Here is a 25,873-nt window from a genome sequence, read left to right on the forward strand (position 1 = left end):
CAGGGGCGGACCTAAATTCCCAGCTTGTCGATCATCGTTTGGGTGATCAGGCAAACGCCGTTTTCCGAACGGCGGAAGCGCTTCGCATCCAGCTCCGGGTCTTCGCCGACGACGAGGCCCTCCGGAATGACCACGCGACTGTCGATCACCACATTGCTGAGCAGCGCGTGGCGACCGATCTTCACATCGGGCAGGATGACGGCATTTTCCAGTCGGGAATACGAATTTACTCTGACACCGGTGAAAAGCAGGCTGCGATTGAGCGCAGCGCCTGAGATGATGCAGTCGCCCGATACGAGCGAGGAGGTGGCCGAGCCGCGACGGTTCTCGTCGTCATGCACGAATTTGGCCGGCGGCTTGATCTCGGCGAAGGTCCAGATCGGCCAAGTGCTGTCGTAGATGTCGAGCTCTGGCGTCACATGGGTCAGATCGATATTCGCCTGCCAATAGGCATCGATCGTGCCGACGTCGCGCCAATAGGCCTCGCGTTCGAAATCCGAGCGCACGCAGGACCGGTTGAAGCGATGGGCAACCGCCTTACCGTTCTCGACGATATAGGGGATGATGTCCTTGCCGAAGTCGCGGCTCGATTTCGGATCGGCCGCGTCGCGCCGCAACAGATCCATCAGGAATTTGGTGTGGAAGACATAGATGCCCATCGAGGCAAGGGCCATCTCGGGATTGCCGGGAATGCCCGGCGGGTCGGCCGGTTTTTCGACGAAGGCGATGATGCGGTCCTTGTCATCGACATGCATGACGCCGAAGCCGGTTGCTTCCATGCGTGGCACTTCGAGGCAGCCGATGGTGACGTCGGCGCCGGAATCGACGTGCTGCTGCAGCATCAATTCGTAGTCCATCTTGTAGATGTGGTCGCCCGCCAGGATGACCATATATTCGACGCCGTGATCCTCGATGATGTCGATATTCTGGTAGACCGCGTCGGCGGTGCCTTCATACCATTGCGTTTCGGAGACGCGCTGGCTTGCCGGCAGAATGTCGAAGCTTTCGTTTCGTTCGGGGCGGAAGAAGTTCCAGCCGCGCTGCAGGTGGCGGATCAGCGAATGGGCCTTGTACTGCGTGGCGACGCCGATGCGGCGGATACCGGAGTTCAAGGCGTTCGAGAGTGCGAAGTCGATGATGCGGGCCTTGCCGCCGAAATAGACGGCCGGCTTTGCCCGTCGGTCGGTCAATTCCTTCAGGCGGCTGCCGCGGCCGCCTGCGAGAACATAGGCCATGGCATCACGGGCCAGAGGTTGCGTACGCTTTTCCACCATTTGTCCTCCCCAAAATCATTGTCCTTCGGGATCGTCACGGCGACTTTCTGCGACGCCTTGCGGCCCTCGAAATTTCTTCTTGCGCTCCCGCCCCCCGGTTCATCCCGTCAGGCCGGAACATGCTAGCGTTTCCGATTTAAACGGAGTCGAAGAAACGCTCTATCTCTTTGTTTTTACGCATTTCCTGACGGAAAACTGCTTCGCACTTTTCCTGGAAATGCTCTAATCCTGCTCCAGCATCAACGTTGCCAAGGGCGGCAAGGTGATGGTGGCTGTTATTGCTCCTGTCTGATCCTTTTGTGCCTGAACGGCGCCGCCGTTGCCCTTGCCGCTCCCTCCATAGATTTCCGCGTCGGTGTTCAAGATTTCCTTCCAACGACCCGCAACCGGAAGCGGGATCGTGTAGTTTTCCCGATAGACGGGCGTGAAATTGGTGATGACGGCGACGAGCTTTTCACCCGGCGCCTTGCGCAGCCAGGCAAAGACCGAATTGTCCCGGTCGTCGGCGAGCAGCCATTCGAAGCCATCGCCCTCGCAGTCGCGCGCATGCAGCGCCGGCTTCGAACGATAGGTGCCGTTGAGATCGCGCACCAGCCGCCGCATGCCCTCGTGCAGGTGATATTCCAGCAGGTTCCAGTCGAGGGCGCGCTCCTCCGACCATTCGCGCCACTGCGCAAACTCCTGTCCCATGAACAAGAGCTTCTTGCCGGGATAGCCCCACATGAAGCCGTAGTAGGCGCGCAGGTTGGCGAACTTCTGCCAGTCGTCGCCGGTCATCTTGGCGATCAGCGAACCCTTGCCGTGCACGACCTCGTCGTGAGACAGCGGCAGCACGAAGTTTTCGCTGAAGGCGTAGAGCAGACCGAACGTCAGGTCATTGTGGTGGTGGCGGCGGTGGATGGGCTCGCGCGACATGTACTGCAGCGTGTCGTGCATGAAGCCCATGTTCCACTTGAAGCCGAAGCCAAGGCCGCCGGCATGGACCGGGTGGGAAACCTTGGGCCAGGACGTCGATTCCTCGGCGATCGTCAGGATGCCCTTGTGGACCCCGTAGATTTCGGTGTTCATCGTCTGAAGGAAGCGGACCGCCTCCAGATTCTCGTTGCCGCCGTATTCGTTCGGCACCCATTCGCCGTGTTTGCGCGAATAGTCGAGATAGAGCATCGACGCGACGGCGTCGACGCGCAACCCGTCGACATGGAACTTCTCCGCCCAATAGAGCGCGTTGTTGACGAGGAAGGACAGCACTTCCTGGCGACCGAAATTGTAGATCGCCGTGTTCCAGTCGGGATGGAATCCCTGGCGCGGATCCTCGTGTTCATAGAGTGCCGTGCCGTCGAACCAGCGCAATCCGTGCTCGTCGGTCGGGAAATGCGCCGGGACCCAGTCGAGGATGACGCCGAGGCCAACCTTGTGGCAGCCGTTGACGAAACGCGCGAACCCTTCCGGTTCGCCGAAGCGTGCCGTCGGCGCATAGAGGCCCGTCGTCTGGTAGCCCCAGGAGGGGTCGTAGGGGAATTCGGAGATCGGCAGGAATTCGATATGGGTGAAGCCCATGTCGACGCAATAGGGGATCAGGCGGTCGGCAAGCTCGTCCCAGGACAGCATGTCGCCGTTGTCGCGGCGCTGCCACGACCCGGCATGCACCTCGTAGATCGAGATCGGCTGGCGGCGGGCGTCGGCCGATGCCCAGTGGGCGCGATGCGCCTCGTCTTCCCACACCTGCGCGATCTCAGGCGTCGTCACCGAGGCGGTGTTGGGCCGAAGCTCCGAGCGGCGGGCGAACGGGTCTGCCTTCAGCGGCAGCAGCGTGCCCTGGCGGTCGGGGGGTTTGTATTTGTAGGCAAGGGCCCCCCCACCCCCGGGGGGGAAGATCTCCCGGATGCCGGTGTCGGTGCGAAGGCGCATGACATGGCGACGCCCGTCCCAGTCATTGAACTGGCCGACGACGGAGACGCGCCGCGCGTTCGGAGCCCAGACGGCGAAATGGTAGCCTTGGGCGCCTTCGTGGTCGACCGGATGGGCGCCCATCTTGTCGAACAGCCGGAGATGCGAGCCCTCGCGGATGTAGTAATCGTCCATCGGCCCGAGCACGGGCCCGAAACTGTAGGGATCGACGACGACCCACTCGCCGCCGTCGTTGCGGGCGCGATAGCGCACCGGCTGCATCTTGCGCAGCGAGACCGGCCCCTCGAAGAAACCGGCGTCGTCGCGCCGCTCGAGGGCTCCGAGTTCCTTGCCCGCCAGCGTTTCCGCAACCACGTTGACGGCATCCGGCACGAAGCAGCGGGCGACGTAACCTTTCCCGGCTGGATGCACGCCGAGAACGGCAAAGGGATCGTCGTGCGTACCCGAGAGGATGGCCGCAATGGCCGGCGTTGACAGCAGGGCTGCGGCTGCGGGTTCCGGGTCCTTGCCGGCCGAAGGGGTCATCCGGCTCTCCAAATTTCCCCGGCATATTGCCGGATGGTGCGATCGGACGAGAACCAGCCCATGCGCGCGGTGTTGCGCACGGCCTGCGAATACCAGGCGGACGGCGTCGTCCACAGTTGGTCGATCTCGCGCTGCGCCTTGGCGTAGGCTTCGAAGTCGGCCGCCACCATGAACCAGTCGTGATTGTAGAGACCATCGACGAGGCTGGTGAAACGGTTGCGGTCATCGGGCGAAAACACACCCGAAGCGATCGCCTGCAACGCCTGCGACAGCTCGCGCGATCCCTCGATGATGGCGCGCGGATTGTGGCCTTCGGCACGGGCATTGGTGACTTCCTCGGCCGTCAGGCCGAAGATCTTGATGTTCTCCTCGCCGACCCAGTCGCGCATCTCGACATTGGCGCCGTCAAGCGTGCCGATCGTCAGTGCGCCGTTCAGCGCGAACTTCATGTTGCCGGTGCCGGAGGCCTCCATGCCGGCCGTCGAGATCTGCTCGGACAGATCGGCAGCGGGGACCATGATCTCGGCCAGCGAGACGTTGTAGTTGGGGACGAAGACGATCTTCAAGAGACCGCGGACGGCCGGGTCGTTGTTGACCACGCGAGCGACGTCGTTTGCCAGTTTGATGATCAGCTTGGCGTTGTGGTAGCTCGGCGCCGCCTTGCCCGCGAACAGCTTGACGCGTGGCACCCAGTCGAGTTCGGGGTGCGAACGGATCTGGTCGTAAAGCGCCACCGCCTCGATGATGTTCAGGAGCTGGCGCTTGTACTCGTGGATGCGCTTGATCTGGATGTCGAACATTGCCGACGGGTCGAGCCTGATGCCGAGGCGGCTTTGAACGAGCTGCGCCAGCTTCACCTTGTTGGCGCGCTTGACCGCGGCAAAATGCTCCTGGAAATCCGGCTTGTCGGCGAAAGCATCGAGTGCCTGCAGCGCCTCGGTGTTGTCCATGAATTCGTCGCCGATCGCCTCCCGGATCAGGCTGAACAGGCCGGGATTGCACTGCATCAGCCAGCGGCGCGGGGTGATGCCGTTGGTCTTGTTGTTGATGCGATCGGGGTAGAGCCGGTGCAGGTCGGCAAACACCGTTTCCTTCATCAGCTCGGTGTGCAGCGCCGACACGCCGTTGATCGAGTGAGAGCCGACGAAAGCAAGATTGCCCATGCGCACCCGGCGGTCGCCGCTTTCGTCGATCAGTGAGATGCTGCGGACTTCCTCGTCGGTAGCGCCCTTCTGCTTGCGTGCCTCGATCAGGATCTTGGCGTTGATCGCATAGACGATCTGCATGTGGCGCGGCAGCAGGCGTTCGAACAGCGGCACGGGCCAGCTTTCGAGCGCTTCCGGCAGCAGCGTATGGTTGGTGTAGGAAATGGTTCTGCGGGTGATATCCCAGGCCTGCTCGAAATCGAGGCCGTGCAGATCGGTGAGCAGGCGCACCAGCTCGGCGACCGAGACCGCGGGGTGGGTGTCGTTGAGCTGGATCGCGACGGCATCGGGCAGCGAGGTGAAATCAGGATATTGCTGCAGGTGCCGGCGCAGGATGTCCTGCAGCGAGGCGGACGAGAAGAAAAATTCCTGGCGCAGACGAAGCTCCTGGCCGGCCGGCGTCGCGTCGGCGGGATAGAGCACGCGCGTCAGGCTCTCCGCCTTGTTGCTTTCGCGCAGTGCGCCGATATGGTCGCCGGCGTTGAAGGCATCGAGCAGGATCGGGTCGATCGGCTGTGCCGTCCAGAGCCGGAGCGTATTGACACGCTTGGCGCGCCAGCCGACGGCCGGCGTATCGAAGGCGGTGGCAATCACGCGCTCGGCCGGCTTCCAGACGAAGCGCTGGATCTCTTCGTCGACATTGGCGGTTTCGACGACCCCGCCAAAACCGATCTCATAGGAGCTTTCGCGCCGCTCGAACTCCCAGGGGGTGCCATGGGCAAGCCAGGTCTCCGGCAGTTCCACCTGCCAGCCATCGGCCATCTGCTGGCGGAACAGGCCGTGCATGTAGCGGATGCCGTAGCCATAGGCGGGCACATCGACGGTCGCCATCGATTCCATGAAACAGGCAGCAAGAAGGCCGAGGCCGCCGTTGCCGAGTGCTGCGTCGGGCTCAAGCAGAGCGATGACGTCGATATCGACCCCGAGCGAGGCGAGCGCATCGCGCATCTCCTCCATCAGGCCGATATTGGTCATGGCGTCGCGCATCAGCCGGCCGATGAGGAATTCGAGTGAGAGATAATAGACGCGCTTGGCACCGGTCGCGTAGGTCTGGCGGGTCGAATCCATCCACTTGTCAGTGATGCGGTCGCGCACCACGAGGATAGCGGCGGTCAGCCAGTCGTGCGGCTTCGCGACCTTCGGATCCTTGCCGATGCGGTACTTCAAGCGCTCGAGGATTTCGACTGCAAGCTGGTCGGGTTCGGAAGAACGAAGTGCGGGCTGCGGCAGCTCGTTGGCGGAAATCTTGTTCATCATCAGAACTGTCTTACCCTTTTGCGTTGGGAGGTCGCAGGCCGGAACCGACCGGGGATGGGGCAATTTATGCATCGATCCGAAGCGCTTGCAACAGCTCTTTTTAAAAGGATTAGAATTGCCTGAATAGAAGGGATTGCCCGACGCAGAGATGCGGCTTGGGTGGTCGCGAAAACGAAAAATGCCGCCCGGCTGGACCGGGCGGCATATTGGCGCGCGCCTTTTTGGGTTACTTTGTCAGGCGGGTTGCCATGGCCGAAGCCTTCTCGCCGATCGCCTTGAAGGCCGCGATCAGGTCGGCAGCTTCTTCCGCCTGGAAGTAGTTGGCGGTGGTGGTCGCGCAGGACTTGAGCAATGCCTTGCCGCGATCGGGTGCCATGAAGGCGACGGTATAGACCTGAACGTTGTTCTTGCGCGCCGTATCGCACCACGTCAGCGTCGTTGTGTCGTCGCTCGTGTTGTTGTTGTCGCCGTCGGTCATGAACACGATGTACTTTGTCGGGACCTGACCGTTCTTGGCCTTGTGCGCGGTATTCTCGGCCGCGGCAGTAACCTTGTTGTATGCCGTCTTGAAGGCGTTGCCAGATGCCGTGCCGCCGGTTGCAACCAGCGCGTTGACATAGGTCGCGGTTCCCGTCGTGCCCCAATCGAGATTGCCGGCCGTATCCTGCGCCGAGTTATAGGAAACGGCTGCCGTGCGGACATAGAGGTCCTTCGGGTCAGCGGTCTTCAACTGCGCAAGCAAATCCTTTACGGCAGCCTTCAATGCATCGATCTTGGTGACGTAGCAGGGGCTGGTCGCTGCCAGATTAGGGTACTTGCCCCAGTTTGATTCGGTATAGTTGGGGCACGAGCTTTTGGCTGTGTTTTTCGTGTTGGTCTTCCAGGCCATCGAACCGGAACGGTCGAGCACAAGATACATCGATAGCGCGTTCTTGGTTTCGGTTGCGCTTTCTGCGGTGGCTCGGGTTTCGAGCTGAGTCCATTTCTGGCCGAGCAGTCGCGTCATCGCGTTGAACTCGATCGTATGCTTGTTGACGATCGAGACCTTGAAGGTCTTTCCGGTTGCGCCGTTGCTGCCCTCGATGATGTCGACGGTCGCTTCGTCGGCAGGAGGCGCGTCGTCCGATGCCAGGTCTGCCGATGCTGACTTGAATGCCGCGTCGCCGGTGCCGCCGGATTCGCCCCAACCTTCACTAGCGCTGCCGGCCGACTGGGCCTTCAGGAAGTTCAAGGCGATCTCCTTGGCTTTCTCCGGCGTCTCCGGCGTCTTGGCGGCCAGCGCGGATGCTGCCGCAAGAGCCGCCGCGTCGGCGGCATCCTGCATCTGGTTCTTCATGGTCACCATGTTCGCCAGGTCGATGGCGACGCCACCGGCGGCAAGGATCAATGGCGTTGCCAAGGCCGCCATCATGCCGAAATTGCCGCCACGGTCCTTCAGCATCGCCATGAAGGACCGGTTGATCGTGGATCGTTTTCCCATCTCTGCACACCCCAAGGAACACGTTGCAAACTTGAGGGCGACATTAGCGGCGATGACTTACGATATCGTGCAGGTGATCGATTCAATTTTAGCGGAATGCAGGAAAACCAGTGCTTACAGCGGGTTCCGGCGACGCTGTGGTGTTTGAAAACGGGAATGCCATGTCTCAAATCGGGTCAGGTGACCGGAATGACGTCGACGGCCTGTTCGGTCTTCTGCCCGCCGTAGCTCTTCAGCACGCCGATGACAGGTGCGACGTCGCCGTAGTCGCGGCCGTGACCGACGACGATATGGTCCGTTCCGGCCGGGATATTGTTGGTCGGGTCGAGTTCAAGCCAACCCGCGGTAGTGCCGCACCAGATGCGAACCCAGGCGTGCATGGCGTCGGCCCCTTCCAGGCGCTCCTTGCCGGCGGGGGGGATTGTTCTTAAGAATCCACTAACATACCCGGCGGGGATGCCGAGGCTTCTGAGCGCCACGATCATCACATGGGTGAAATCCTGGCAGACGCCGCGCTTGAGCTGGAACGCCTCTCCCGGTGTGGTGTTCACCGTCGTCGCCTCGCTGTCGTAGACGAAGTCCCCGTGAATGCGTGCGCAGATCGCCGTGGCGATCTGGCGGATCGTCATTCCGGGCGTGACCAAGGCTCGCGCGTAAGCCGCGATCTCCTGCACCTCTGCCAATAGCGGGCTCGGGCCGACGAAATGATGCGGTGCTTCCGGATCGACGGACCAGCAGGCGGCCAGCTCCGACGGCAAGCGCGACAGATCGGCCGAAAAGTCGGCGGTCAGCGGCAACGGCTCCACCTGCACGCGCGCCTGCATGCGGATCACAAGGTCGTCATGCGCGGAGCGAAACAGGATCGCGGTGAAGGGATTGGCGAAGAAATCGACGCTTTCGGAGCGTTCCGCCGGCATCGGGTGACAACTGAGCGAGCCGGCGACGAGCCGCTGCCGGCCGGGCAGCGTCGCCGGCATGACGCGCACCAGATGGCGCCCGCCGGAGACCGGCACTTCGTAGCCGTAGGTGATCTTGAGGCTGACATCATAGAGCATGTGCGTCCTGCCGATCAGCCGAGATAGGTGTTGGCGAGAATATTGGAGAGCTGTTCCAGATCCCGCTCCAGCCTGTTGTAGACGCCGAGGTTCATCGCCTCCGGCGTCATGACGGCAAGACCGGAATGCAGGCGCATGGTCTCGCGGTAGAAGGGCGACATCTGGCCGTTGACATAGGCGTTGGGCAGAAGCTCCACCTCGTTCTTGATTTCGTTCAGCTGGTAGAGCACCGAGCGCGGGTTGAGTGGATCGAGCGCCAGCAGGTCGGTCACGGTCAGCGCTGCCGTGTTGACGTTGTAGCGCCGGCGATGGGTCATGACGCTGTCGCCGATCTCCAGCAGCATGTCGTAGGCGCCGTCAGGCGCATCCGGGCCGGACATATGGCCAAGCAACCGCGTCATGTGCAGGCCACGCTCTATATAGCGGCCGATCGAGAGAAAGCGCCAGCCGGTGAAGCGGTACATGTTCTCGTGCACGAGACCGGCAAAACCCGCGAGCTTGCGCAGAAGCACGGTCATGGCGCGGGTGGCATCGTCGCCCGACTGCACGGTCGCATGAAACTTGCGGGCCGTCTGCGACAGGTCGTTGAGCGCCAGCCAGCCGTCCGGCGAGAAGCGATCGCGGATATTGCCGGCGCTGAACAGCGCGCTTGAAATATTGGCGAGCAGGCTGTCGGGTACCGCCTGGCGGGTGTCGATATCGAGGGCTGCCAGATAGTCGGTGACGTCCTGGAGCAGCGGCAGGCTCGGGTCGGCGGTCTCGGCAAACCGGCCGTGCCAGGCCCGCAGGATGCGCAATGCCCCTTCCGACCGCTCGATGTAACGGCCGAGCCAGAACAGGTTGTCGGCAGCCCGGCTCGGCAGGCTTCCCGGCATGTTGCGGGTGAAGCTTTCCTCGGCCGGGAGCAGGGTGGTGCGTTCGACCGGCCGGTCGCTGACAATCCAGACATCAGCCGCCGTGCCGCCCGCCTGCATGGCGATGGCGGCAACATCGTCGCCGGAGCCGATGCGGGCAAAGCCGCCGGGCATGATCTGCCAGCCGTCGCGGGTGCGGGCGGCGAAGACCCGCAAGCTCATCGGTCGCGGCGTCAGGCGGCCGCGTACCCAGGCCGGCGTGGTCGACAGCGTGACCGCCTCCTGGCCGACAAGTTTTCCGCCCTCGGCATCGAGCCAATCGGAGATCGATGCCTTGTCCTTTTCGGCCAGCGACGCCCCGAGCACAGATTGGCCGTTGTCGTCGAAGAAGGGGCGCGTCGCATTGGCCGGGCCGATGACCATGCGCTCGATATTGGCGGCGACCTGCGCGCGCTCGGATGTCTGGCCGCACCACCAGGTGGCGATCGACGGCAGCTTCTGTTCCTCGCCAAGCAGATGCCGGCAGATGGCCGGCATGAACGCGAGGAAGGCGCGCGTCTCGACGATACCGGAACCGAGGGCGTTGACGATTGCGACGGACCCGGTTCTCAGAGCCTCGACGATGCCGGGCGTGCCGATCTGCGAGGACTGGTTCAACTCCAGCGGATCGGCGAAGGCGGCGTCTAGGCGCCGCCACAGCACGCCGACCGGTTTCAGGCCGGCAACTGTGCGTACCATCACCCGGCCGCCGATGACCGTCAGGTCTTCGCCTTCCAGCAGCATGAAGCCGAGATAGCGGGCGATATAGGCATGCTCGAAATAGGTCTCGTTGGCGATGCCGGGCGAGAGCACGGCGATGCGGTCGTCCGGATGCAGCTTGCGCGCCTGCAGCGTGTCGCGGAAGGCGCCGAAGAAGCCGGCCAGGCGATGCACATGCGTTTCGGCGTAGAGATTGGAGAAGGCGCGGGTGGTGGCGACCCGGTTTTCCAGCGCGAAGCCGGCACCGGACGGCGCCTCCGTGCGATCGGAGAGGACCCACCAGTTGCCGTCAGGCCCACGCCCGATCTCGAAGGAGATGAACTGCAGGAAGTGGCCATCGGCCGGCTTGACGCCGACGAGCGGCCGGAGAAATTCTGGGTTGGAGGCGATCAGTGCCGGTGGCAGCAGGCCTTCGCGCACGAGGCGATTTTCGCCGTAGACGTCGGCGACCACCTTCTCGAGAAGTTCTGCGCGCTGGATGAGGCCTTGCGAAACCGTCGCCCATTCGTGCTCGTCGATCAGGACCGGAATATGTGACAGCGGCCAGCTTCTCTCCGAGCTGTCCTTGCCGCCATAGACCCGGTAGAAGACGCCGGCGTCGCGCAGGTAGCGGTCGGCGCGCGCGAAGCGATTGGCCAGATCCGTTTCGTCGAGACGGCCGAGCGTCGAAAGCAGCCGCTGCCAGACGGGGCGCACATTGCCATGCGCGTCGAGCATCTCGTCGGCAATGCCGGGGAGTGCACGGTAGCCGAAGACCGGATCGTCATTGATGCCCAGCCGGTCTGCCGCTGCTGTGTGCTTCTTCGCCATTTACGCTCCTGGCGGACGCCTGAGATCAAGCGTCATCGGAAATTCCATCGACGGGCTTTCCGGATGAAGCAGGTAGCCTCCCGGGGTGTGGCCCCAGGGCTCGAACCGCGCCAGTCGCCGCGCTTCTGCCTCGTTGCCGTTGACCGGAAATGTCTCGTAACTGCGTCCGCCCGGATGGGCGACATGGTAGACGCATCCGCCAATCGCCCGATTCGACCATGTATCATAGATATCGAATGTAAGGGGAGTGTTCACGGGCAAAACCGGGTGAAGGCCAGCGGCCGGTTGCCAGGCCTTGTAGCGAACGCCGGCAACGGCGCTGCCGTTGGCGCCACTCTTGGCAAGAGGGAGGGGCCGGCCGTTGCAGGTGACCGTGTAACGCTCGGGATTTGGGGTGTCGAGCTTGACCTGCAGCCGCTCGACGGAGGAATCGACATAGCGAACGGTGCCGCCGATCGCTCCCTGTTCGCCCATGACATGCCAAGGCTCCAGCGCCTGACGGATTTCCAGCTTGCCGCCCTCGTACTCAACCTCTCCGCAGAACGGGAAGCGGAACTCGAGCTGGGCTTCGAACCATTCCGGCCGCAGATCGAACCCGTGGGCGCGCAGATCGGCAAGCACTTCGAGGAAATCCTGCCAGACATGGTGCGGCAGCATGAAGCGGTCATGCAGTGCGGTGCCCCAGCGCACGAAGCGGCCGTCGAGCGGGTGTTTCCAGAAACGGGCGATGAGCGCGCGCACAAGCAGTTGCTGGGCAAGCGACATGCGGGCGTTGGGCGGCATCTCGAAGCCGCGGAATTCGACCAGGCCGAGGCGGCCGGTCGGTCCGTCCGGCGAAAACAGCTTGTCGATGCAGATTTCGGCGCGATGGGTGTTGCCGGTGACGTCGACGAGCAAGTTGCGGAACAGCCGGTCGACCAGCCAGGGCAGTGGCGGCGGCGTTGCGGAGCCGGGCAGCGGCACCTGCGCAAGCGCGATTTCCAGTTCGTAGAGCTGATCGTGCCGGGCCTCGTCGATCCGCGGGGCCTGGCTGGTCGGCCCGATGAAGAGGCCGGAAAACAGGTAGGAGAGCGACGGATGGCGCTGCCAATAGAGGACGATGCTCTTCAACAGGTCCGGCCGGCGCAGGAACGGGCTGTCGTTGGGATTGGCGCCACCGACGACGACGTGATTGCCGCCGCCGGTGCCGGTGTGGCGACCGTCGATCATGAACTTGTCGGCGCCGAGCCGGCTTTGGCGCGCCTCTTCATAGATCGCCGTGGTGATATCGACGCAATCTCGCCAGTTGGCCGCGGGATGGATGTTGACCTCGATGACACCTGGATCGGGCGCAACGCGGATGACATTGATGCGCTCGTCGTGCGGCGGCGCGTAGCCCTCGATGTGGACCGGCAGGCCGAGCGCTGCCGCGGCGCGTTCGGTCGACGCGATCAGGTCGAGATATTCCTCGATGCTTGTCGTCGGCGGCATGAAGACGCAGAGCCTGCCGTCGCGCGGCTCGACGCTGATGGCCGTGCGCACCAGCCCGGCGATTTCGTCACGTGGCTGCGGCTGCGGGGTTTCCGGCACTTGCGATGCCTGGAAGCGCGAATGCTGCGGGCGGGCGCTGGTTTCGGCGAAATCAGGCAGATCGTTGCGCGGGACGGTCGGGTCGACCGGATGGATATAGGGATAGGCGGACGGCGCGACATAGGGCAGGGCGCCGAGCGGCAGGCGATAGCCGACGGGGCTGTCGCCTGGGACGAGGAAGATGCGGCCGCGGCGCGTCTGCCATTTCTCGCTCATCCATCGCACGCCGGTGGCGCGCGCATTCCAGGCCTGCACCGGCAGCACGTAGCCGGTCGGTGCCGTCAGGCCGCGCTCGAACACGCGGGCCATGCGGCTGCGCTCCTCGGGGTCCTTCAGCTTGGAGTTGGCGGGATCGACGTTGTCGGGAAGGTTTGCTTCCTTGAGCAACCAGTCGGCGGGATCTTCGAAGGCCGGCACGACCATCTCGGCCGGCACGCTCAACTCGCTTGCCACGACATGCAGCAGGCGTTCGGCGTCCTCTGCCGTCACATCATGCCGCCCGTTCTCCTCGGCGATCAGATCGGCCTGTCGCCAGATCGGCACGCCGTCCTTGCGCCAGTAGAGCGAAAAGGTCCAGCGCGGCAGGCTTTCGCCCGGATACCATTTGCCCTGGCCGTAGTGCAGGAACCCGCCGGGCGCGAAGCGTTCGCGCAGCCGGCGGATGAGGATATCCGCCTTCTCGCGCTTGGTCGGTCCCACGGCCTCCGTGTTCCATTCGTCGGATTCGAAATCGTCGATCGATACGAAGGTCGGCTCGCCACCCATCGTCAGGCGCACATCGTTTTCGGACAGCACCCGGTCGACATGATCGCCGAGCGCGTTCAGCGCCTGCCAGCTTTCGTCGGAAAACGGCTTGGTGATGCGCGGATGCTCGGCGACGCGCGAGACCTTCATGTCGAAGGCGAAGTCGGTGCGGGTTTCGGGATCGCCGAAGAAGCCGCCGGAGATCGGAGCGGCGTTGCGGTAATGCGGCGTGGCGGCGAGCGGAATATGGCTTTCGCCGGTCAGGAGGCCGGAGGTCGGGTCAAGGCCGACCCAGCCGGCGCCTGGCAGGTAGACCTCGGCCCAGGCATGCAGATCGGTAAAGTCGTGTTCGGTGCCGGATGGGCCGTCGAGCGCCTTGAGATCGGGCGCCAACTGGATGAGGTAACCGGAGACGAAGCGGGCGGCAAAGCCCAGATTGCGCAGGATCTGCACGAACAGCCAGCTCGAATCGCGGCACGAGCCCCTGGCAGAGGTGAGCGTCTCCTCAGGCAGTTGGACGCCGGGTTCCATGCGGATGACGTAGCCGACTTCCTGCTGGAGCCGGGCATTGAGGCCGACAACCATGTCGATGGTCCGCTGTCGAGAGCGGTCGACGGTCGCCACGAACGCGGACAGCGCCGGCCCCATCGGCTCCGGCGTCATGTAGATCTTCAGGTCGTCGATCAGGTCCTCAGGGTAGGCGAAGGGCCAATGCTCGGATTCTTCTTCGATGAAGAAGTCGAAGGGGTTGTAGACGGTCATGTCGGCGACGAGATCGACTTCGATCTTCAGTTCGGTGACCGGTTCCGGGAACACATAGCGGGCGAGGTAGTTGCCGTAGGGATCCTGCTGCAGATTGACGAAGTGGTTGGCCGGCGAAACTTTCAGCGAGTGGCTGATGACCTTGGTCTTGGAATGGGCCGCCGGTTTCAATCGGATGATCTGCGGTGAAAGCCTGATCGGGCGGTCATAGGTATAATGGGTCAGGTGGTAGATGCTGGCCTTGATCGACATACCGGATTTTGTCCCCTTGATGGCAGGTCGTTATTACGCCCCCATTCCCGGGAAGTTTGTGCAATGCGAAGAGAGAAAGCAAGCGCGAAAGACAGCGCCGGATTTCTCCGGCGCGTCGATCGGCAGACGTAGACGATCACACCGCCGGAGGGTTCAGGCGCGCGAAGCCTTCCTGGAGGTGATAGGGGAAGTGGGGGTAGGCGGCGGTCTTCTGGCTGGCCCTGTCGAGCCGTGCCGTCTGTTCGGCGGTCAGCGACCAGCCGACAGCACCCAGGTTCTGCCGCAGCTGCTGTTCGTTGCGGGCGCCGATGATAACGCTCGATACGGTCGGGCGCTGCAGCAGCCAGTTGATGGCGATCTGCGGGATGGTCTTGCCGGTCTCTCCTGCCAGCGCGTCGAGCACATCGACAATATCGTAGAGCTTGTCGTCATCGACCGGCGGGCCGAAGGAGGCCGTGTCGTGCAGGCGGCTTCCTTCGGGCCAGGGCTGGCCGCGTCTGATCTTGCCGGTCAGGCGCCCCCAGCCGAGCGGGCTCCAGACAAGCGCGCCGACGCCCTGGTCGAGGCCAAGCGGCATCAGCTCCCATTCGTAGTCGCGCCCGACCAGCGAATAATAGACCTGATGGGCGACGTAGCGCGGATAGCCGTGCTTTTCAGCGGCAGCGAGCGACTTCATCAGCTGCCATCCGGCGAAATTGGAAACGCCGACGTAGCGCAGCTTGCCGGCGCGCACCAAGGTGTCGAGCGTCGAAAGCACCTCTTCGACCGACGTGCCGGCATCGAAGGCGTGCAATTGCATCAGGTCGATATAGTCGGTGCCGAGCCGGCGCAGGGCATCCTCGACCCCCTTGATCAGGCGCGAGCGTGAGGAGCCGGCGTCGTTCGGACCATCACCCATCGGCAACGACATCTTGGTGGAGATCAACACGTCGTTGCGCCGTCCCTTGATTGCCGCACCCAGCACCTCTTCGGAGGCGCCATCCGAATAGACGTCTGCCGTATCGAACAGATTGACACCGGCCTCGATGCAGATGTCGACGAGACGGCGTGCCTCGGCATCGTCGCTGTTGCCCCAGGCGCTGAAAAGCGGGCCTTTGCCGCCGAACGTGCCGGCGCCGAAACTCAGCGCCGGAACCTTCAATCCGGACGATCCAAGCCGTCTGTATTCCATCATTCGAACTCCTCGTTGCGGGTCATGCCTGAATTGGCAAGAGTAAGGTGGTGTCTCCGTGATTTGAGAGGTAGACCATTTGCAGGAACATCATTTGTGAGTTGAAGTCACATGTCGCGACACTCGATCAACCGCTCCGGCGAAATGGCCGTCTTCGTCAGGGCTGTCGAACTTGGCGGCTTCTCGGCGGCGGCACGCGAATGCTGCATGACGCCATCGGCTGTGAGCAAGCTGGTGCAGCGACTGGAAGACAGGCTCGGCGTTCGGTTGATCAACCGATCGACGCGGCAATTGCAATTGACGCCGGAGGGTTGTGCCTTTCACGAGCGGGCTGCCCGCATTCTCGCCGATATTGACGACGCGGAAAGAGAGGCGGCTGCCGGCGACGTGCCGGCGGGCCGTGTTCGCCTCAATGCCAGCGCCTCCTTTGCCACCCATGTATTGATGCCGCTGCTGCCGGAATTTCTGAGCGCATACCCGGAGCTTTCGGTCGACATCATCCAGACCGATGCTGTCGTCGACCTGATGGCGGAGCGCGTCGACATCGCGATCCGCGGGGGTCCGCTCAAGGCCTCTCGGCTGATTGCGCGCAAACTCGGCAGCACGTCGATGACCATCGTCGGGGCGCCGTCTTACCTAGCGCGTTGCGGCAAACCCGACAGCCTTGACGAGCTGATGGCGCACAACCGCCTGAGCCTCAGCTATACCAGGGCCGTCGACGGCTGGCCGCTGTTGTCCAATAGCGAAACAATATTGGTGCCGCCGAGTGAAAAGGTGCGGGTGAGCGACGGGGAGGGGTTGCGTCGACTGGCGCTTGAAGGCGCCGGGCTGGCGCGGATGGCGACCTTCACGGTCCGAGACGACATCGATGCCGGCCGGCTGGTGCCGCTTGTCGAACATCTCAATCCGGGAGATCGCGAGACGTTTCACGCCGTGTTTCAGGGCCAGGGCGGCGCGCTGCCGTCGCGCGTCAGGGTGATGCTCGATTTTCTGGCGACGCGGGCACGGCTGTCCGGCTGATGACGAGACGAGGCGTTCAGCTGTCGGGTTAGCCGCAGACGCGATTTCGCCCTGCCGATTTCGCGCGATAAAGCTCGGTATCGGCGCTTTCGATCAGGCCTTTCCAGCCCGGATTGGCATTGGCGCCGGCGACGCCGAAGCTTGCGGTGACGTTCAGTTCCCGGCCGTCGGCAAAGGTGATCGGCGCACGCGCAAGGTTGGACCGGATGCGCTCGGCAAGGGCGCGGGCTGCCTCGAGATCGTCGCCCGGCGTGATGACGGCGAATTCCTCGCCGCCAAAACGCGCGACCAGATCGGACGAGCGCACGGAGTAGCGAAGGATACGGGCGGTTTCCTTCAGCACGATGTCGCCGACGAGATGGCCGTGGGTGTCATTGATCTGTTTGAAGTGGTCGATATCCATGAGGATCAGGCAGGCGTTCTTGTCGCTACCTGCCGCATCCTCGGCGCCGCCGATCAGTTCCAGCGCACGACGATTGAGCAGCCCCGTCAGCTCGTCGGTTTCGGCCTGGCGTTCGAGGTGCTGCATCAGCAGCGTGCGTTCGTCGAGCCGCTGTCGCAGCACGTCGATCGCATCGAAGAGCCGTCCCATTTCGCCTTCGCCACCCTTGCCGCTCAATCGCGCGATCGGGCGGTCATTGGCAAGTTCGATGATGCTGTGGCGCGCAAGCAGCAGCGGTTCGAAGACCATCGATCGCGCGCGGCGCATGAGGATGAGAAGGACGATGAACAGGGCGAAGGTTGCGGTGGTGGCGATCGCCAGTTTTACCGACGCCTGCGTCTTGCTGCTGGCGAGCCTCTCCACCGTTACATCCATGAAGTCGCGGCGAAGGATCTCGAGCGGCTTCATTTTCGGAACGTAGCGGTCGGTAAATTGCTCGGCCGTCATCGGGTAGTGCCCGGTATGCCTGCCGACTGACACGACGCTGTCGACGATCGCAAAACCTTCGCCGAAGAACTGGTGCTCGATCGCGGCGATATCAGCGATGTTCTTCGGCTTCAACCCCGGCAGCGCGCCCGGCTTGCCGACGACGGACCAGATTTCCTGCAGGCGGCCGCGCGTTCGCTCGCTGTCGGCAATATTCTTGGCCTGCAATGGTCTTCCGACTGCGACCGGAGCCATAAGCTGAGATGCAAGGCGGCCACCGTCTTCGCGCAGATTGGCGAGCATATGGGCGGCGATGGCGATGCCCGCCAGATCAGGATCGGTGTTCGTCAGGCGCTGGATGTTCCAGTCGAATGCAGGGCGCATCGCGTCGATCACCGCGAACATGCCTTCGATCGCCCTCTGGATTTCCTTGAGGTCGCGCTGTTCCGGCGGCATGGCGGCGATGCGATCGATCTCGGCGCGGGCGCTCTGAAGGCGGCGCTGGACTTCGGCCAGGATGGGCGAGAGTGCCGCCGCCGGCTCCGACCGGCTGCCATCGGTCGCGCCGGCCACGATCTCGGCGAGTGCTGCGTCGCTGCGCGCCCGGAATTCGGCAAGGCGCCCCTGAACCGGAGAGCCCGGAGCCACTCCGATGCCCATCACCCCATTCGACGGCCCGCGCTCGGCCGAGAGATAGGTTGCCGTGTTCAACACACGGCAGAACGCGATCACTTCCGTGAGGTTGCGGCGGGCAATGACGAAGTCGGTATAGGAGGCGGCGATGATTTCGGTGGCAAGCACGCCCGTACAGGCCACCACGATGGCAACAAGCCACTGCAGTTTGCGGCGCAGCATCTTGGCGGAGCGAATGTCGCGACCACTCTCGCTGCCCTGTCGCTCATTATGGGTGTGCTTGGTCATTTGCGCGAAGTTGGTCCACCAATTCTACCGGTCATCGTGCCGGAGTCGCGACAATTTCTTGCCGCGGAGAAGGAATGCTTTCCGCGATCAGTGCTGCATGCCGCTGGACTATCGCATAAGGTGTTAAATATCCCTGAAATACCCTAAAATACCATGGGTAAAACCGCAACTGAGGGATGCGTACTGCGCACGCCACGCGCAATTGCGAGGGCATGGCGGACGGGGGCGGTTCGGCCTGCCTGGAGCCCATCGATGGACGCCAGGCAGGTCCGTTTCGATTGCGCTCAGCCTCTCTGGCCGACAAGGGCGAAGAGGGCACCTTGCGGGTCGAGCGCCTGGATGATCCAGGCTCCACCCGGCACTTCCATGGGCTCAAGGACGATCTTGCCACCGCCGGACTTGATGCGCTCTATAGCCGTGTCGAGCGCTGCGACGTTGATGTAGTAAAGCCAATAGGGTGACGGGATATCCTTCGGCTTGGTCATCATGCCGCCGGACTGGGCACCTTCGATGGCAAAGATCCGATAGGTGCCCATCTCGCCCATATCCATGTCGTGATCCTTGGTCCAGCCGAAGAGGTCGGCATAGAAGGGGAAGGCCGCGTCGAGGTCGCCGGACATCAGCTCATGCCAGCCGATCTGCCCCGGCGTCATCGGGTCGACAGGGGGCGGCGGCTCGCCGGTGCCGGTGAACAGGGCGAAAACTGCTCCATGCGGGTCGGTGGCGATGGCGAAACGGCCGATGCCGGGGATATCGTCGGGCGCCCGGTGGATCTTGCCGCCCTTGGCCGCAACCTTCGCCGCCGCCGCATCGACATCGTCGACGCCGATATAGCCGAGCCAGGCGGGTGGCACGCTCATCTCCAGCGCGCCTTCGGGCATGGTCATCAGGCCCGCGACCTGCTGGTCGCCTTTGGTAAACAGGGTGTAGCTGACGTCGGGCATGCCGGCGTCGCGGGCGTCCCATCCGACGACGTCCTTGTAAAAGGTTTCCGCCGCCTTGGTGTCCGTCGTCATCAGTTCGTACCAGACGAATTTGCCGTGATGGCCTGCCATCTTCTGTCCTCCGGTTGCAAAGTTGGAAGCCGCTGCCGACCGAGGCCGGCGAGGCCGAGTGATGTGTTTGAAATTCACTGTCAGAGGCGGGTGTACTCCGCCGTCATCATTTCCCTCCAGGTCCCGTCATCCGTCCTGACATGGGTCGTCAGCAGGCGTCGAGCTTGGCCGTCAAGGGTTATTGCGTCGCGATACCTGGCCTGTTTGCCTGGAACATCGAAGTCCGGCCCATCGCTGTAGAGTGACAGCGTCAGCCCGTCGGGCTCGAGTTCGCCGTCATAGATCCACATGTGGGTCATCATCGATCCGACCCAGGTTCCAATGAAGCGACGTGTTTCGGGGTTGTAGCCGAGCGTCATCAGGGTCAGGCCGAACTTGCCGTCGGGCATGGTGCCCTGACCTTCGCAGACCACCCAAAGCCCCTGAAGGCTATGGACATGTTCCGTCCACGGGGTGCCCGTTTCCGGTACGCCCGATGTGCGCACCTGCCAATCGCCGAGCAATTGTTCGAGCCAGCGATGCGCTTCTTCCGGTTCTGCCTTCACAGAAGCTTCCTCTCCCAGGGGGTACGCAAAATTCGATCAGAGATACGACCATGTCGATCAGGGATACGACCGGGTCGACCAGAGATACGAGTGGATCGATCCGAGATACGAGCGGGATGAAACGCGCCCGGAGCAAAAAGGTTCCGTTCCGGGCGCGGTGCCGGGAGGCTTAACCGGCCTTGCGCCGAGGCACATCGTCGTATTCGTCGTGGCGGCGGACGAACCCTTGCGTGCCGTCCTCGTTTCGCCCCTTTGGCGCGCGGTCGAGAAGCATCAGCGTGCCGACCATTTCCTCCAGCCCGCGGGCATAGGTGGAATAGGTGTGGTAGACGGTGCCATCGTCGGCCTTCTGAAAGGCGCTGAGGCCCGGCAGCTCCTCATGCGCATTGGCGCTTTCCGTCTCGGTGAAGTTGTAGACGACCTTGCCCTCAGCGAGTTCGGCCTGAGTGAAAGCGACGTGAAAGTCGCTGTTGAAGCCGTTGCCCTCGGCCGAGACCCAGGGGAAATGCCAGTCCATGCGTTTCTTGTAGGCTTCGAGCTTCGAAAGCGGGGCGTTTGATGCGGCGATCAACGTGACGTCGTGATGATTGAGGTGCGGCAGCATGCCGCCGAAATGGTCGGCGAGGAACGAGCAACCGGGGCAACCGGCCTCCCAGGTCGGGCCGAACATGAAGTGATAGACGACGAGTTGGCTGCGTCCGTCGAAGAGTTCGGCCAAGGACTTCTGACCGCTCGGCGTGTCGAAGAGGTAGGACTTTTCCATCTTCACCCAGGGCAAGGCGAGGCGCGCCGCATTGACCTTGTCTCTGAGGTGGGTGTGCTCTTTTTCCAGTTCCAGAAGGGCTTTTCGCGCTTTCAGCCATTCCTGTGGCGATACGACCGCATGACCCTGTCTCATGCCCGTTCCTCCTTCCAACGTTGCACTTGACTAATTACGTTGATATCAACATTAATCACTTATGTCAAAATCGCCCATGATTCCGTTCGAGACCACATTGTTCGTGAAGGACACCTGTCTGTGCCTGCATGTCCAGCGCGCCGCTCGTGCGATCGCCCGCCAATTCGATGAGGCCTTGCGGCCGCTCGATATCACCAACGGGCAGTTTTCCCTGCTGATGTCGCTCAATCGCCCGGCACCGCCGAACATGCGCGCTGTAGCGTCGCTGCTTGCCATGGATCGCACGACGTTGACGGCGGCGCTGAAGCCGCTGGAGCGGCGCGGGCTTGTCGAGATTTTCGCCGACGAGGAGGACCGGCGGTCGCGTCGGCTGCGGTTGACGCTGGAGGGAGAGCATCTGCTGGCGCGGGCGGTCCCGATCTGGAAGGCGACCCACGAGATGGTCGACGAGAGGCTTGGCCAGGGCGGGCCAGAACGCTTGCGCGCCGATCTCCTGCAGTTTGCGTGACCAAGCGTCAGCGCGCTAACCCGTCGTCGGGCGATCCCGCAGCAGGGCGATAGCTTCGCCGATCAATGCGGTTGCCCGTCGCAGTCGCTCCTCTCCAAGCTCCGCGCCAAAGGTATCCGCCCAGATGGCCTGCCTGGCCTTGATTTCATCGAGTACTTCTTCGCCGCGCGGCGTCGGTACCATCAGCTTGGCACGCTGGTGCGCCGGATTGTCGCCATAGGCAATCAGTCCCTCTTCTTCGAGCAGATCGGCGATGCGCTGCACGCCCTGCCGCGCGAGGCCGAGCGCGCGGGCGGCATCGGCGACCGACATCGGTGCGTGGCTCGCGGCCGCCAATACCTGCCAGCGCGCGCTGGTCTGCCCCGAGGGTTTGGCGAGCACGTCGCCTGCCGCCGTCAACGGACCGGCCAGGCGAAGCACGGAGATGGCGAACTGGGCGAAGGCGTCGCCGGCGGGGGTGCGAACAGGGTCATTCATGTTGACAGCGACTGCCATTGTGCCATGGTGGATAATGACAGCATGTTGTCATGATGCTGTGCTTGTCGCAAGCGTTTTGATCGCATCAAGGGAAATGGGAATGGCCAAGTGGACTTACAGAGGCAGTTGCCACTGCGGCACTGTGCGTTACGAGGCCGATTTCGACCTCGATGCCGGCACGACCAAATGCAATTGCTCGCTCTGCGCCAAGGTGCGCTATTGGGGCGTTCAGATCCAGCCCGGCGATTTTCGCCTGCTGTCTGATGAGGCCCATGTCGGGGACTACCAGTTCGGCGCCAAGGTCGGGCATCACCGCTTCTGCCGGGCCCGCGGCATCATGCCGTTCAGCCATGGCTACGTCGAGGAATTGGGTGGCGCCTACTATTCCGTCAATCTCGCCTGTCTCGACGACCTCGACCCCTCTGTGCTCGCCGAGGTCCCCATCGACTATATGGATGGACGCAACGACAACTGGGGCAACGCCCCTTCGGAGGTCCGGCATCTCTAGATTGGGTGCACCTTGCGGGCATCGCGCTCGCCCCGTCCGGTTCCCTTTTTTCGGAAACCGTCGCTGGATGTAATTGACAATATGTTGTCACTGCGCAAAGGTGAAATGACAATAAGTTGTCATATTGGCGCATTGAAATATGCGCTGCATGGGAGTGAAGGTAATGAAACAGACCTATCGGGGAAGCTGCCATTGCGGAAAGATCCGCTATGAGGCCGATATCGATCTCGACGCCGGTACGGGCAAGTGCAATTGCTCGATCTGCTGGAAGAAGCGCTATTGGGGCGCGATCGTGAAGCCGGATGCGTTTCGGCTGCAGGCCGAGGAAGTCGATATCGCCGACTACCAATTCGGCAGCGACAGCGTGCATCACCGCTTCTGCAAGACCTGCGGCATTGCTGCCTTTGGGCATGGTTATATCGAGGAGATCGGCGGCGCCTACTATTCCGTCAACGTCGCGACGCTCGACGACGTCGATCCCTCCGTGCTTGCCGAAGCGCCGGTGCAATATATGGACGGCCGCAACAACAACTGGTTCCACCCGCCGGCCGAAACGCGCCATCTCTAGGCCGTCGGGCCCTGGAGGGGTAAAGGCGCCCGCTTTGCTGGGGCGCAGGGGCCGACCTTCAGACTTTGCGGAACTCGAGGTGGTAGGTGACCTCTTCGCCCGTGGTCGGATCGATACCCGGCGCGCTGTGGATCACCAGCCGCTTGCCGTCCAGAACAAAGGGGCGGATCAGGTCCGAAGTGCCCCAGTTGGGATTCCAACTCGCATCGACATGATGAATGACCTTGCCGTCCTCAAGCGTATAGGAACCGGCATAGGCGAGCATGGAATCGAAGAGCGCGACCTTTTCCTCGTCGGTGGGCGTCGTGCCGTTCGGCACGGGCCGCTGACGCTGGACCACCACCGCGGTCATGCGGCCATCCGGCTGGTAGGAGAGGTAGCCGATAGGGTCGGGACCCATCGCATCGGTGACTTCGCCCGATGCCACCGCCTTGCGGGTCCAGGAGAGCATTTTCCAGGTGCCGAGCAGGTCCGCCGCGTTTGCCATCGTTCACCTCTATGGAAATTAGATAAATCTAAAATACCAGGTGAATCGCGATCGGAACAGATTGGCTGCGCTTGGATTGAACTGCGGCGAGCGTGGTCGTCGCTTTGGAACGACGGCATAGAGCGCATAAAAAAGGCCCCCGCGCAGGCGGGAGCCTCTTATCTGTTGCCAGTCGACCTTTAGATCATTTCATTGTTTCATTGAAACAGTGAAATGATCTAACTCTTTGAAATTACGCAATTCCTGACGGAAAACCGTTTCACACTTTTCCTGGAATCGCTTTAGAGGTCGCCGAGGTCGCGAACCGCGCCGCGGTCTGCGGAGGTGGCGAAGGCGGCGTAAGCCTTGAGTGCTGTCGTCACCTTGCGCTTGCGCACTTCGCTCGGCTTCCAGCCCTTGGCGTCCTGCTCGGCGCGGCGGCTGGCGAGTTCTGCCTCGTCGACGCGCAGGCTGATCGTGCGGTTGGGGATGTCGATGTCGATCATGTCGCCTTCGCGCACCAGGCCGATCGTACCGCCGTTTGCCGCTTCCGGCGAGACGTGGCCGATCGAAAGACCCGAAGTGCCGCCGGAGAAGCGGCCGTCGGTGATCAGCGCACAGGCCTTGCCGAGGCCCTTCGACTTCAGATAGCTCGTCGGATAGAGCATTTCCTGCATGCCCGGGCCGCCCTTCGGACCTTCGTAACGGATGACGACGACGTCGCCGGCCTTGATCTCGTTGGCGAGGATGGCCTTGACCGATGCGTCCTGGCTTTCGAACACCCGTGCCGGGCCGGAGAACTTCAGGATGCTTTCGTCGACGCCGGCGGTTTTCACGATGCAGCCGTCGAGCGCGATGTTGCCCTTGAGCACGGCGAGGCCGCCGTCCTTGGAGAAGGGATGTTCGACCGAGCGGATGACGCCCTTTTCGCGGTCGGTGTCGAGCTCGTCCCAGCGGGCTTCCTGGCTGAAGGCGACCTGGGTCGGAATACCGCCGGGGGCCGCGCGGAAGAAATTGCGCACGGTTTCGCTCGTCGTGCGGGTGATGTCCCAACGGTCGATGGCGTGGCCGAGGGTTTCGCTGTGCACGGTCGGGCAATCGCGGTTGATCAGCCCACCCTTTTCGAGTTCGCCGAGGATCGACATGATGCCGCCGGCGCGGTGCACGTCTTCCATGTGCACGTCGCTCTTGGCCGGCGCCACCTTCGACAGGCAGGGAACCTTGCGCGACAGTCGGTCGATGTCGGCCATGGTGAAGTCGACCTCACCCTCATGGGCGGCGGCGAGAATGTGCAGAACGGTGTTGGTCGAGCCACCCATGGCGATGTCGAGTGCCATGGCGTTTTCGAAGGCCTGCTTCGAGGCGACGTTGCGCGGCAATACGCTGTCATCGTCCTGCTCGTAGTGGCGGCGGGCGATGTCGACGATCAGGTGGCCGGCCTCGACGAACAGGCGCTTGCGATCGGCGTGGGTTGCGAGTGTCGAGCCGTTGCCCGGCAACGACAGACCAAGCGCTTCCGTCAGACAGTTCATCGAATTGGCGGTGAACATGCCGGAACAGGAACCGCAGGTCGGGCAGGCGGAACGCTCGATGACCTTGACGTCCTCGTCGGAGATGTTGTCGTCGGCAGCAGCAACCATGGCGTCGACCAGATCGAGCGCATGCGTCTTGCCGTGCAGCACGACCTTGCCGGCTTCCATCGGGCCGCCGGAGACGAAGACGGCCGGAATGTTAAGGCGCAGTGCCGCCATCAGCATGCCGGGGGTGATCTTGTCGCAGTTGGAGATGCAGACCATGGCGTCGGCACAATGGGCATTGACCATGTATTCGACGCTGTCGGCGATGATCTCGCGCGACGGCAGCGAATAGAGCATGCCGTCATGGCCCATGGCGATGCCGTCATCGACGGCGATCGTGTTGAATTCCTTGGCAACGCCGCCGGCCGCCTCGATCTCGCGGGCGACGAGCTGGCCGAGGTCCTTGAGGTGCACGTGGCCCGGCACGAACTGCGTGAACGAGTTGACCACCGCAATAATCGGCTTGCCGAAGTCGCTGTCCTTCATGCCCGTCGCGCGCCAAAGGCCGCGGGCGCCGGCCATGTTGCGGCCGTGGGTGGTGGTGCGGGAGCGATAGGCAGGCATGGACGTTTTCCTTCAAGGACGAAATGTCATTGGCTGATATGACGATCACCGACCGCCAGTGCAGGGGCTACCTAGCGCAAAATTGCGTGCACGTCATCTTTTGCGTCAGATTATTTCGACGCCGCACTGCCCGCATCTTGGCTGGATATCCGCCCCTCGCGGCACTGTAGCCGGGTGCCTTTGCCTTGGACACCCGGCATTTGATCTCCCTTATGAAAATCTTATGCCACCGGATGCAAGTCGCAATCGAAACCGGACGCGGGGCGGGGTTAG

General features: G+C 62.8%; 19 protein-coding genes. 4 read left to right on the forward strand and 15 right to left on the reverse strand.

Annotation, left to right across the window (positions count from 1 at the left end; all coding sequences use genetic code 11):
• Positions 1–11: 11 nt before the first annotated feature.
• The 8 genes from glgC to AC244_RS14725 all read right to left on the reverse strand — a co-directional run bounded on the left by glgC (position 12) and on the right by AC244_RS14725 (position 15,625).
• Positions 12–1,274 carry a glucose-1-phosphate adenylyltransferase gene (gene glgC / locus AC244_RS14690; RefSeq protein ID WP_053249573.1) on the reverse strand — a complete coding sequence of 421 codons (1,263 nt, stop codon included), beginning with the start codon at positions 1,272–1,274 and terminating at the stop codon, positions 12–14.
• Positions 1,275–1,496: 222 nt separating this feature from the next.
• On the reverse strand, positions 1,497–3,707 hold the full coding sequence (gene glgB / locus AC244_RS14695; protein WP_053249574.1) for a 1,4-alpha-glucan branching protein GlgB: 2,211 nt from the start codon (positions 3,705–3,707) through the stop codon (positions 1,497–1,499).
• Positions 3,704–6,169: a glycogen/starch/alpha-glucan phosphorylase gene (locus tag AC244_RS14700; protein ID WP_152975959.1), complete on the reverse strand. Its 2,466-nt coding sequence runs from the start codon at positions 6,167–6,169 to the stop codon at positions 3,704–3,706. Before AC244_RS14700 ends, glgB begins: the two co-directional genes overlap by 4 nt.
• A 226-nt stretch (positions 6,170–6,395) precedes the next feature.
• Complete coding sequence (locus AC244_RS14705) at positions 6,396–7,649, reverse strand: TadE/TadG family type IV pilus assembly protein (RefSeq protein ID WP_082366858.1); 1,254 nt, start codon at positions 7,647–7,649, stop codon at positions 6,396–6,398.
• Between the two features lie 176 nt (positions 7,650–7,825).
• Complete coding sequence (locus AC244_RS14710; protein WP_053249576.1) at positions 7,826–8,704, reverse strand: transglutaminase family protein; 879 nt, start codon at positions 8,702–8,704, stop codon at positions 7,826–7,828.
• A 14-nt stretch (positions 8,705–8,718) separates the two neighbouring features.
• On the reverse strand, positions 8,719–11,127 hold the full coding sequence (locus AC244_RS14715) for a circularly permuted type 2 ATP-grasp protein (protein ID WP_053249577.1): 2,409 nt from the start codon (positions 11,125–11,127) through the stop codon (positions 8,719–8,721).
• On the reverse strand, positions 11,128–14,454 hold the full coding sequence (locus tag AC244_RS14720; RefSeq protein WP_053249578.1) for a DUF2126 domain-containing protein: 3,327 nt from the start codon (positions 14,452–14,454) through the stop codon (positions 11,128–11,130).
• A 136-nt stretch (positions 14,455–14,590) separates the two neighbouring features.
• Positions 14,591–15,625: an aldo/keto reductase gene (locus AC244_RS14725; protein WP_053249681.1), complete on the reverse strand. Its 1,035-nt coding sequence runs from the start codon at positions 15,623–15,625 to the stop codon at positions 14,591–14,593.
• 111 nt (positions 15,626–15,736) lie between these two features.
• Between AC244_RS14725 and AC244_RS14730 the strand changes: the two genes are divergently transcribed.
• The gene (locus tag AC244_RS14730) at positions 15,737–16,645 is read left to right on the forward strand and encodes a LysR family transcriptional regulator (protein ID WP_053249579.1); all 909 of its coding nucleotides are present in this window, start codon (positions 15,737–15,739) and stop codon (positions 16,643–16,645) included.
• Positions 16,646–16,673: 28 nt separating this feature from the next.
• On the opposite strand, the gene AC244_RS14735 is transcribed toward AC244_RS14730, so the two are convergent.
• From AC244_RS14735 to AC244_RS14750, 4 genes are all read right to left on the reverse strand, one after another.
• Entirely contained in the window at positions 16,674–18,434 is a 1,761-nt protein-coding gene (locus AC244_RS14735; protein WP_082366859.1) for a GGDEF domain-containing protein, read from the reverse strand.
• A 284-nt stretch (positions 18,435–18,718) separates the two neighbouring features.
• Positions 18,719–19,489 (reverse strand): VOC family protein, encoded by a 771-nt coding sequence (locus AC244_RS14740; protein ID WP_053249581.1) that lies wholly within the window; start codon positions 19,487–19,489, stop codon positions 18,719–18,721.
• Between the two features lie 80 nt (positions 19,490–19,569).
• Complete coding sequence (locus AC244_RS14745) at positions 19,570–20,034, reverse strand: DUF1579 domain-containing protein (RefSeq protein WP_053249582.1); 465 nt, start codon at positions 20,032–20,034, stop codon at positions 19,570–19,572.
• Positions 20,035–20,203: 169 nt separating this feature from the next.
• Entirely contained in the window at positions 20,204–20,932 is a 729-nt protein-coding gene (locus AC244_RS14750) for a DUF899 domain-containing protein (protein ID WP_053249583.1), read from the reverse strand.
• 61 nt (positions 20,933–20,993) lie between these two features.
• On the opposite strand from AC244_RS14750, the gene AC244_RS14755 reads away from it, so the two are divergent.
• A complete protein-coding gene (locus AC244_RS14755) occupies positions 20,994–21,440 on the forward strand; it encodes a MarR family winged helix-turn-helix transcriptional regulator (protein ID WP_053249584.1) in 447 nt (148 codons plus the stop codon).
• 15 nt (positions 21,441–21,455) lie between these two features.
• Here AC244_RS14755 and AC244_RS14760 read toward each other — a convergent pair whose 3' ends face one another.
• Positions 21,456–21,917, reverse strand: a complete 462-nt coding sequence (locus tag AC244_RS14760) for a MarR family winged helix-turn-helix transcriptional regulator (RefSeq protein ID WP_053249682.1) — start codon at positions 21,915–21,917, stop codon at positions 21,456–21,458.
• A gap of 100 nt (positions 21,918–22,017) precedes the next feature.
• Here AC244_RS14760 and AC244_RS14765 point away from each other — a divergent pair, with 100 nt between their 5' ends.
• Both AC244_RS14765 and AC244_RS14770 read left to right on the forward strand, forming a co-directional pair.
• Positions 22,018–22,425: a GFA family protein gene (locus AC244_RS14765; RefSeq protein WP_053249585.1), complete on the forward strand. Its 408-nt coding sequence runs from the start codon at positions 22,018–22,020 to the stop codon at positions 22,423–22,425.
• A gap of 163 nt (positions 22,426–22,588) precedes the next feature.
• A complete protein-coding gene (locus tag AC244_RS14770) occupies positions 22,589–22,993 on the forward strand; it encodes a GFA family protein (RefSeq protein ID WP_053249586.1) in 405 nt (134 codons plus the stop codon).
• A gap of 58 nt (positions 22,994–23,051) precedes the next feature.
• Here the strand turns inward: AC244_RS14770 and AC244_RS14775 are convergent, their stop codons facing one another.
• Positions 23,052–23,480: a lipocalin-like domain-containing protein gene (locus AC244_RS14775; RefSeq protein ID WP_053249587.1), complete on the reverse strand. Its 429-nt coding sequence runs from the start codon at positions 23,478–23,480 to the stop codon at positions 23,052–23,054.
• Between the two features lie 281 nt (positions 23,481–23,761).
• Positions 23,762–25,600 (reverse strand): dihydroxy-acid dehydratase, encoded by a 1,839-nt coding sequence (gene ilvD, locus AC244_RS14780; protein WP_053249588.1) that lies wholly within the window; start codon positions 25,598–25,600, stop codon positions 23,762–23,764.
• Between the last annotated feature and the right edge of the window lie 273 nt (positions 25,601–25,873).

Origin of the sequence: Ensifer adhaerens (assembly GCF_001270265.1) — a bacterium.
Lineage (GTDB): Bacteria > Pseudomonadota > Alphaproteobacteria > Rhizobiales > Rhizobiaceae > Ensifer > Ensifer adhaerens_B.

What these genes read in the sequence shown, in the direction of transcription:
- AC244_RS14725 (WP_053249681.1), bottom strand. Translation starts at nt 15,625, where the DNA reads ATGGAATACAGACGGCTTGGATCGTCCGGATTGAAGGTTCCGGCGCTG.
- AC244_RS14750 (WP_053249583.1), bottom strand. Translation starts at nt 20,932, where the DNA reads ATGAGACAGGGTCATGCGGTCGTATCGCCACAGGAATGGCTGAAAGCG.
- AC244_RS14720 (WP_053249578.1), bottom strand. Translation starts at nt 14,454, where the DNA reads ATGTCGATCAAGGCCAGCATCTACCACCTGACCCATTATACCTATGAC.
- AC244_RS14715 (WP_053249577.1), bottom strand. Translation starts at nt 11,127, where the DNA reads ATGGCGAAGAAGCACACAGCAGCGGCAGACCGGCTGGGCATCAATGAC.
- AC244_RS14760 (WP_053249682.1), bottom strand. Translation starts at nt 21,917, where the DNA reads ATGAATGACCCTGTTCGCACCCCCGCCGGCGACGCCTTCGCCCAGTTC.
- glgB (WP_053249574.1), bottom strand. Translation starts at nt 3,707, where the DNA reads ATGACCCCTTCGGCCGGCAAGGACCCGGAACCCGCAGCCGCAGCCCTG.
- AC244_RS14775 (WP_053249587.1), bottom strand. Translation starts at nt 23,480, where the DNA reads ATGGCAAACGCGGCGGACCTGCTCGGCACCTGGAAAATGCTCTCCTGG.
- AC244_RS14730 (WP_053249579.1), top strand. Translation starts at nt 15,737, where the DNA reads ATGTCGCGACACTCGATCAACCGCTCCGGCGAAATGGCCGTCTTCGTC.
- AC244_RS14735 (WP_082366859.1), bottom strand. Translation starts at nt 18,434, where the DNA reads ATGACCAAGCACACCCATAATGAGCGACAGGGCAGCGAGAGTGGTCGC.
- AC244_RS14710 (WP_053249576.1), bottom strand. Translation starts at nt 8,704, where the DNA reads ATGCTCTATGATGTCAGCCTCAAGATCACCTACGGCTACGAAGTGCCG.
- glgC (WP_053249573.1), bottom strand. Translation starts at nt 1,274, where the DNA reads ATGGTGGAAAAGCGTACGCAACCTCTGGCCCGTGATGCCATGGCCTAT.
- AC244_RS14700 (WP_152975959.1), bottom strand. Translation starts at nt 6,169, where the DNA reads ATGATGAACAAGATTTCCGCCAACGAGCTGCCGCAGCCCGCACTTCGT.
- AC244_RS14755 (WP_053249584.1), top strand. Translation starts at nt 20,994, where the DNA reads ATGTCAAAATCGCCCATGATTCCGTTCGAGACCACATTGTTCGTGAAG.
- ilvD (WP_053249588.1), bottom strand. Translation starts at nt 25,600, where the DNA reads ATGCCTGCCTATCGCTCCCGCACCACCACCCACGGCCGCAACATGGCC.
- AC244_RS14765 (WP_053249585.1), top strand. Translation starts at nt 22,018, where the DNA reads ATGGCCAAGTGGACTTACAGAGGCAGTTGCCACTGCGGCACTGTGCGT.
- AC244_RS14770 (WP_053249586.1), top strand. Translation starts at nt 22,589, where the DNA reads ATGAAACAGACCTATCGGGGAAGCTGCCATTGCGGAAAGATCCGCTAT.
- AC244_RS14705 (WP_082366858.1), bottom strand. Translation starts at nt 7,649, where the DNA reads ATGGGAAAACGATCCACGATCAACCGGTCCTTCATGGCGATGCTGAAG.
- AC244_RS14740 (WP_053249581.1), bottom strand. Translation starts at nt 19,489, where the DNA reads ATGGCAGGCCATCACGGCAAATTCGTCTGGTACGAACTGATGACGACG.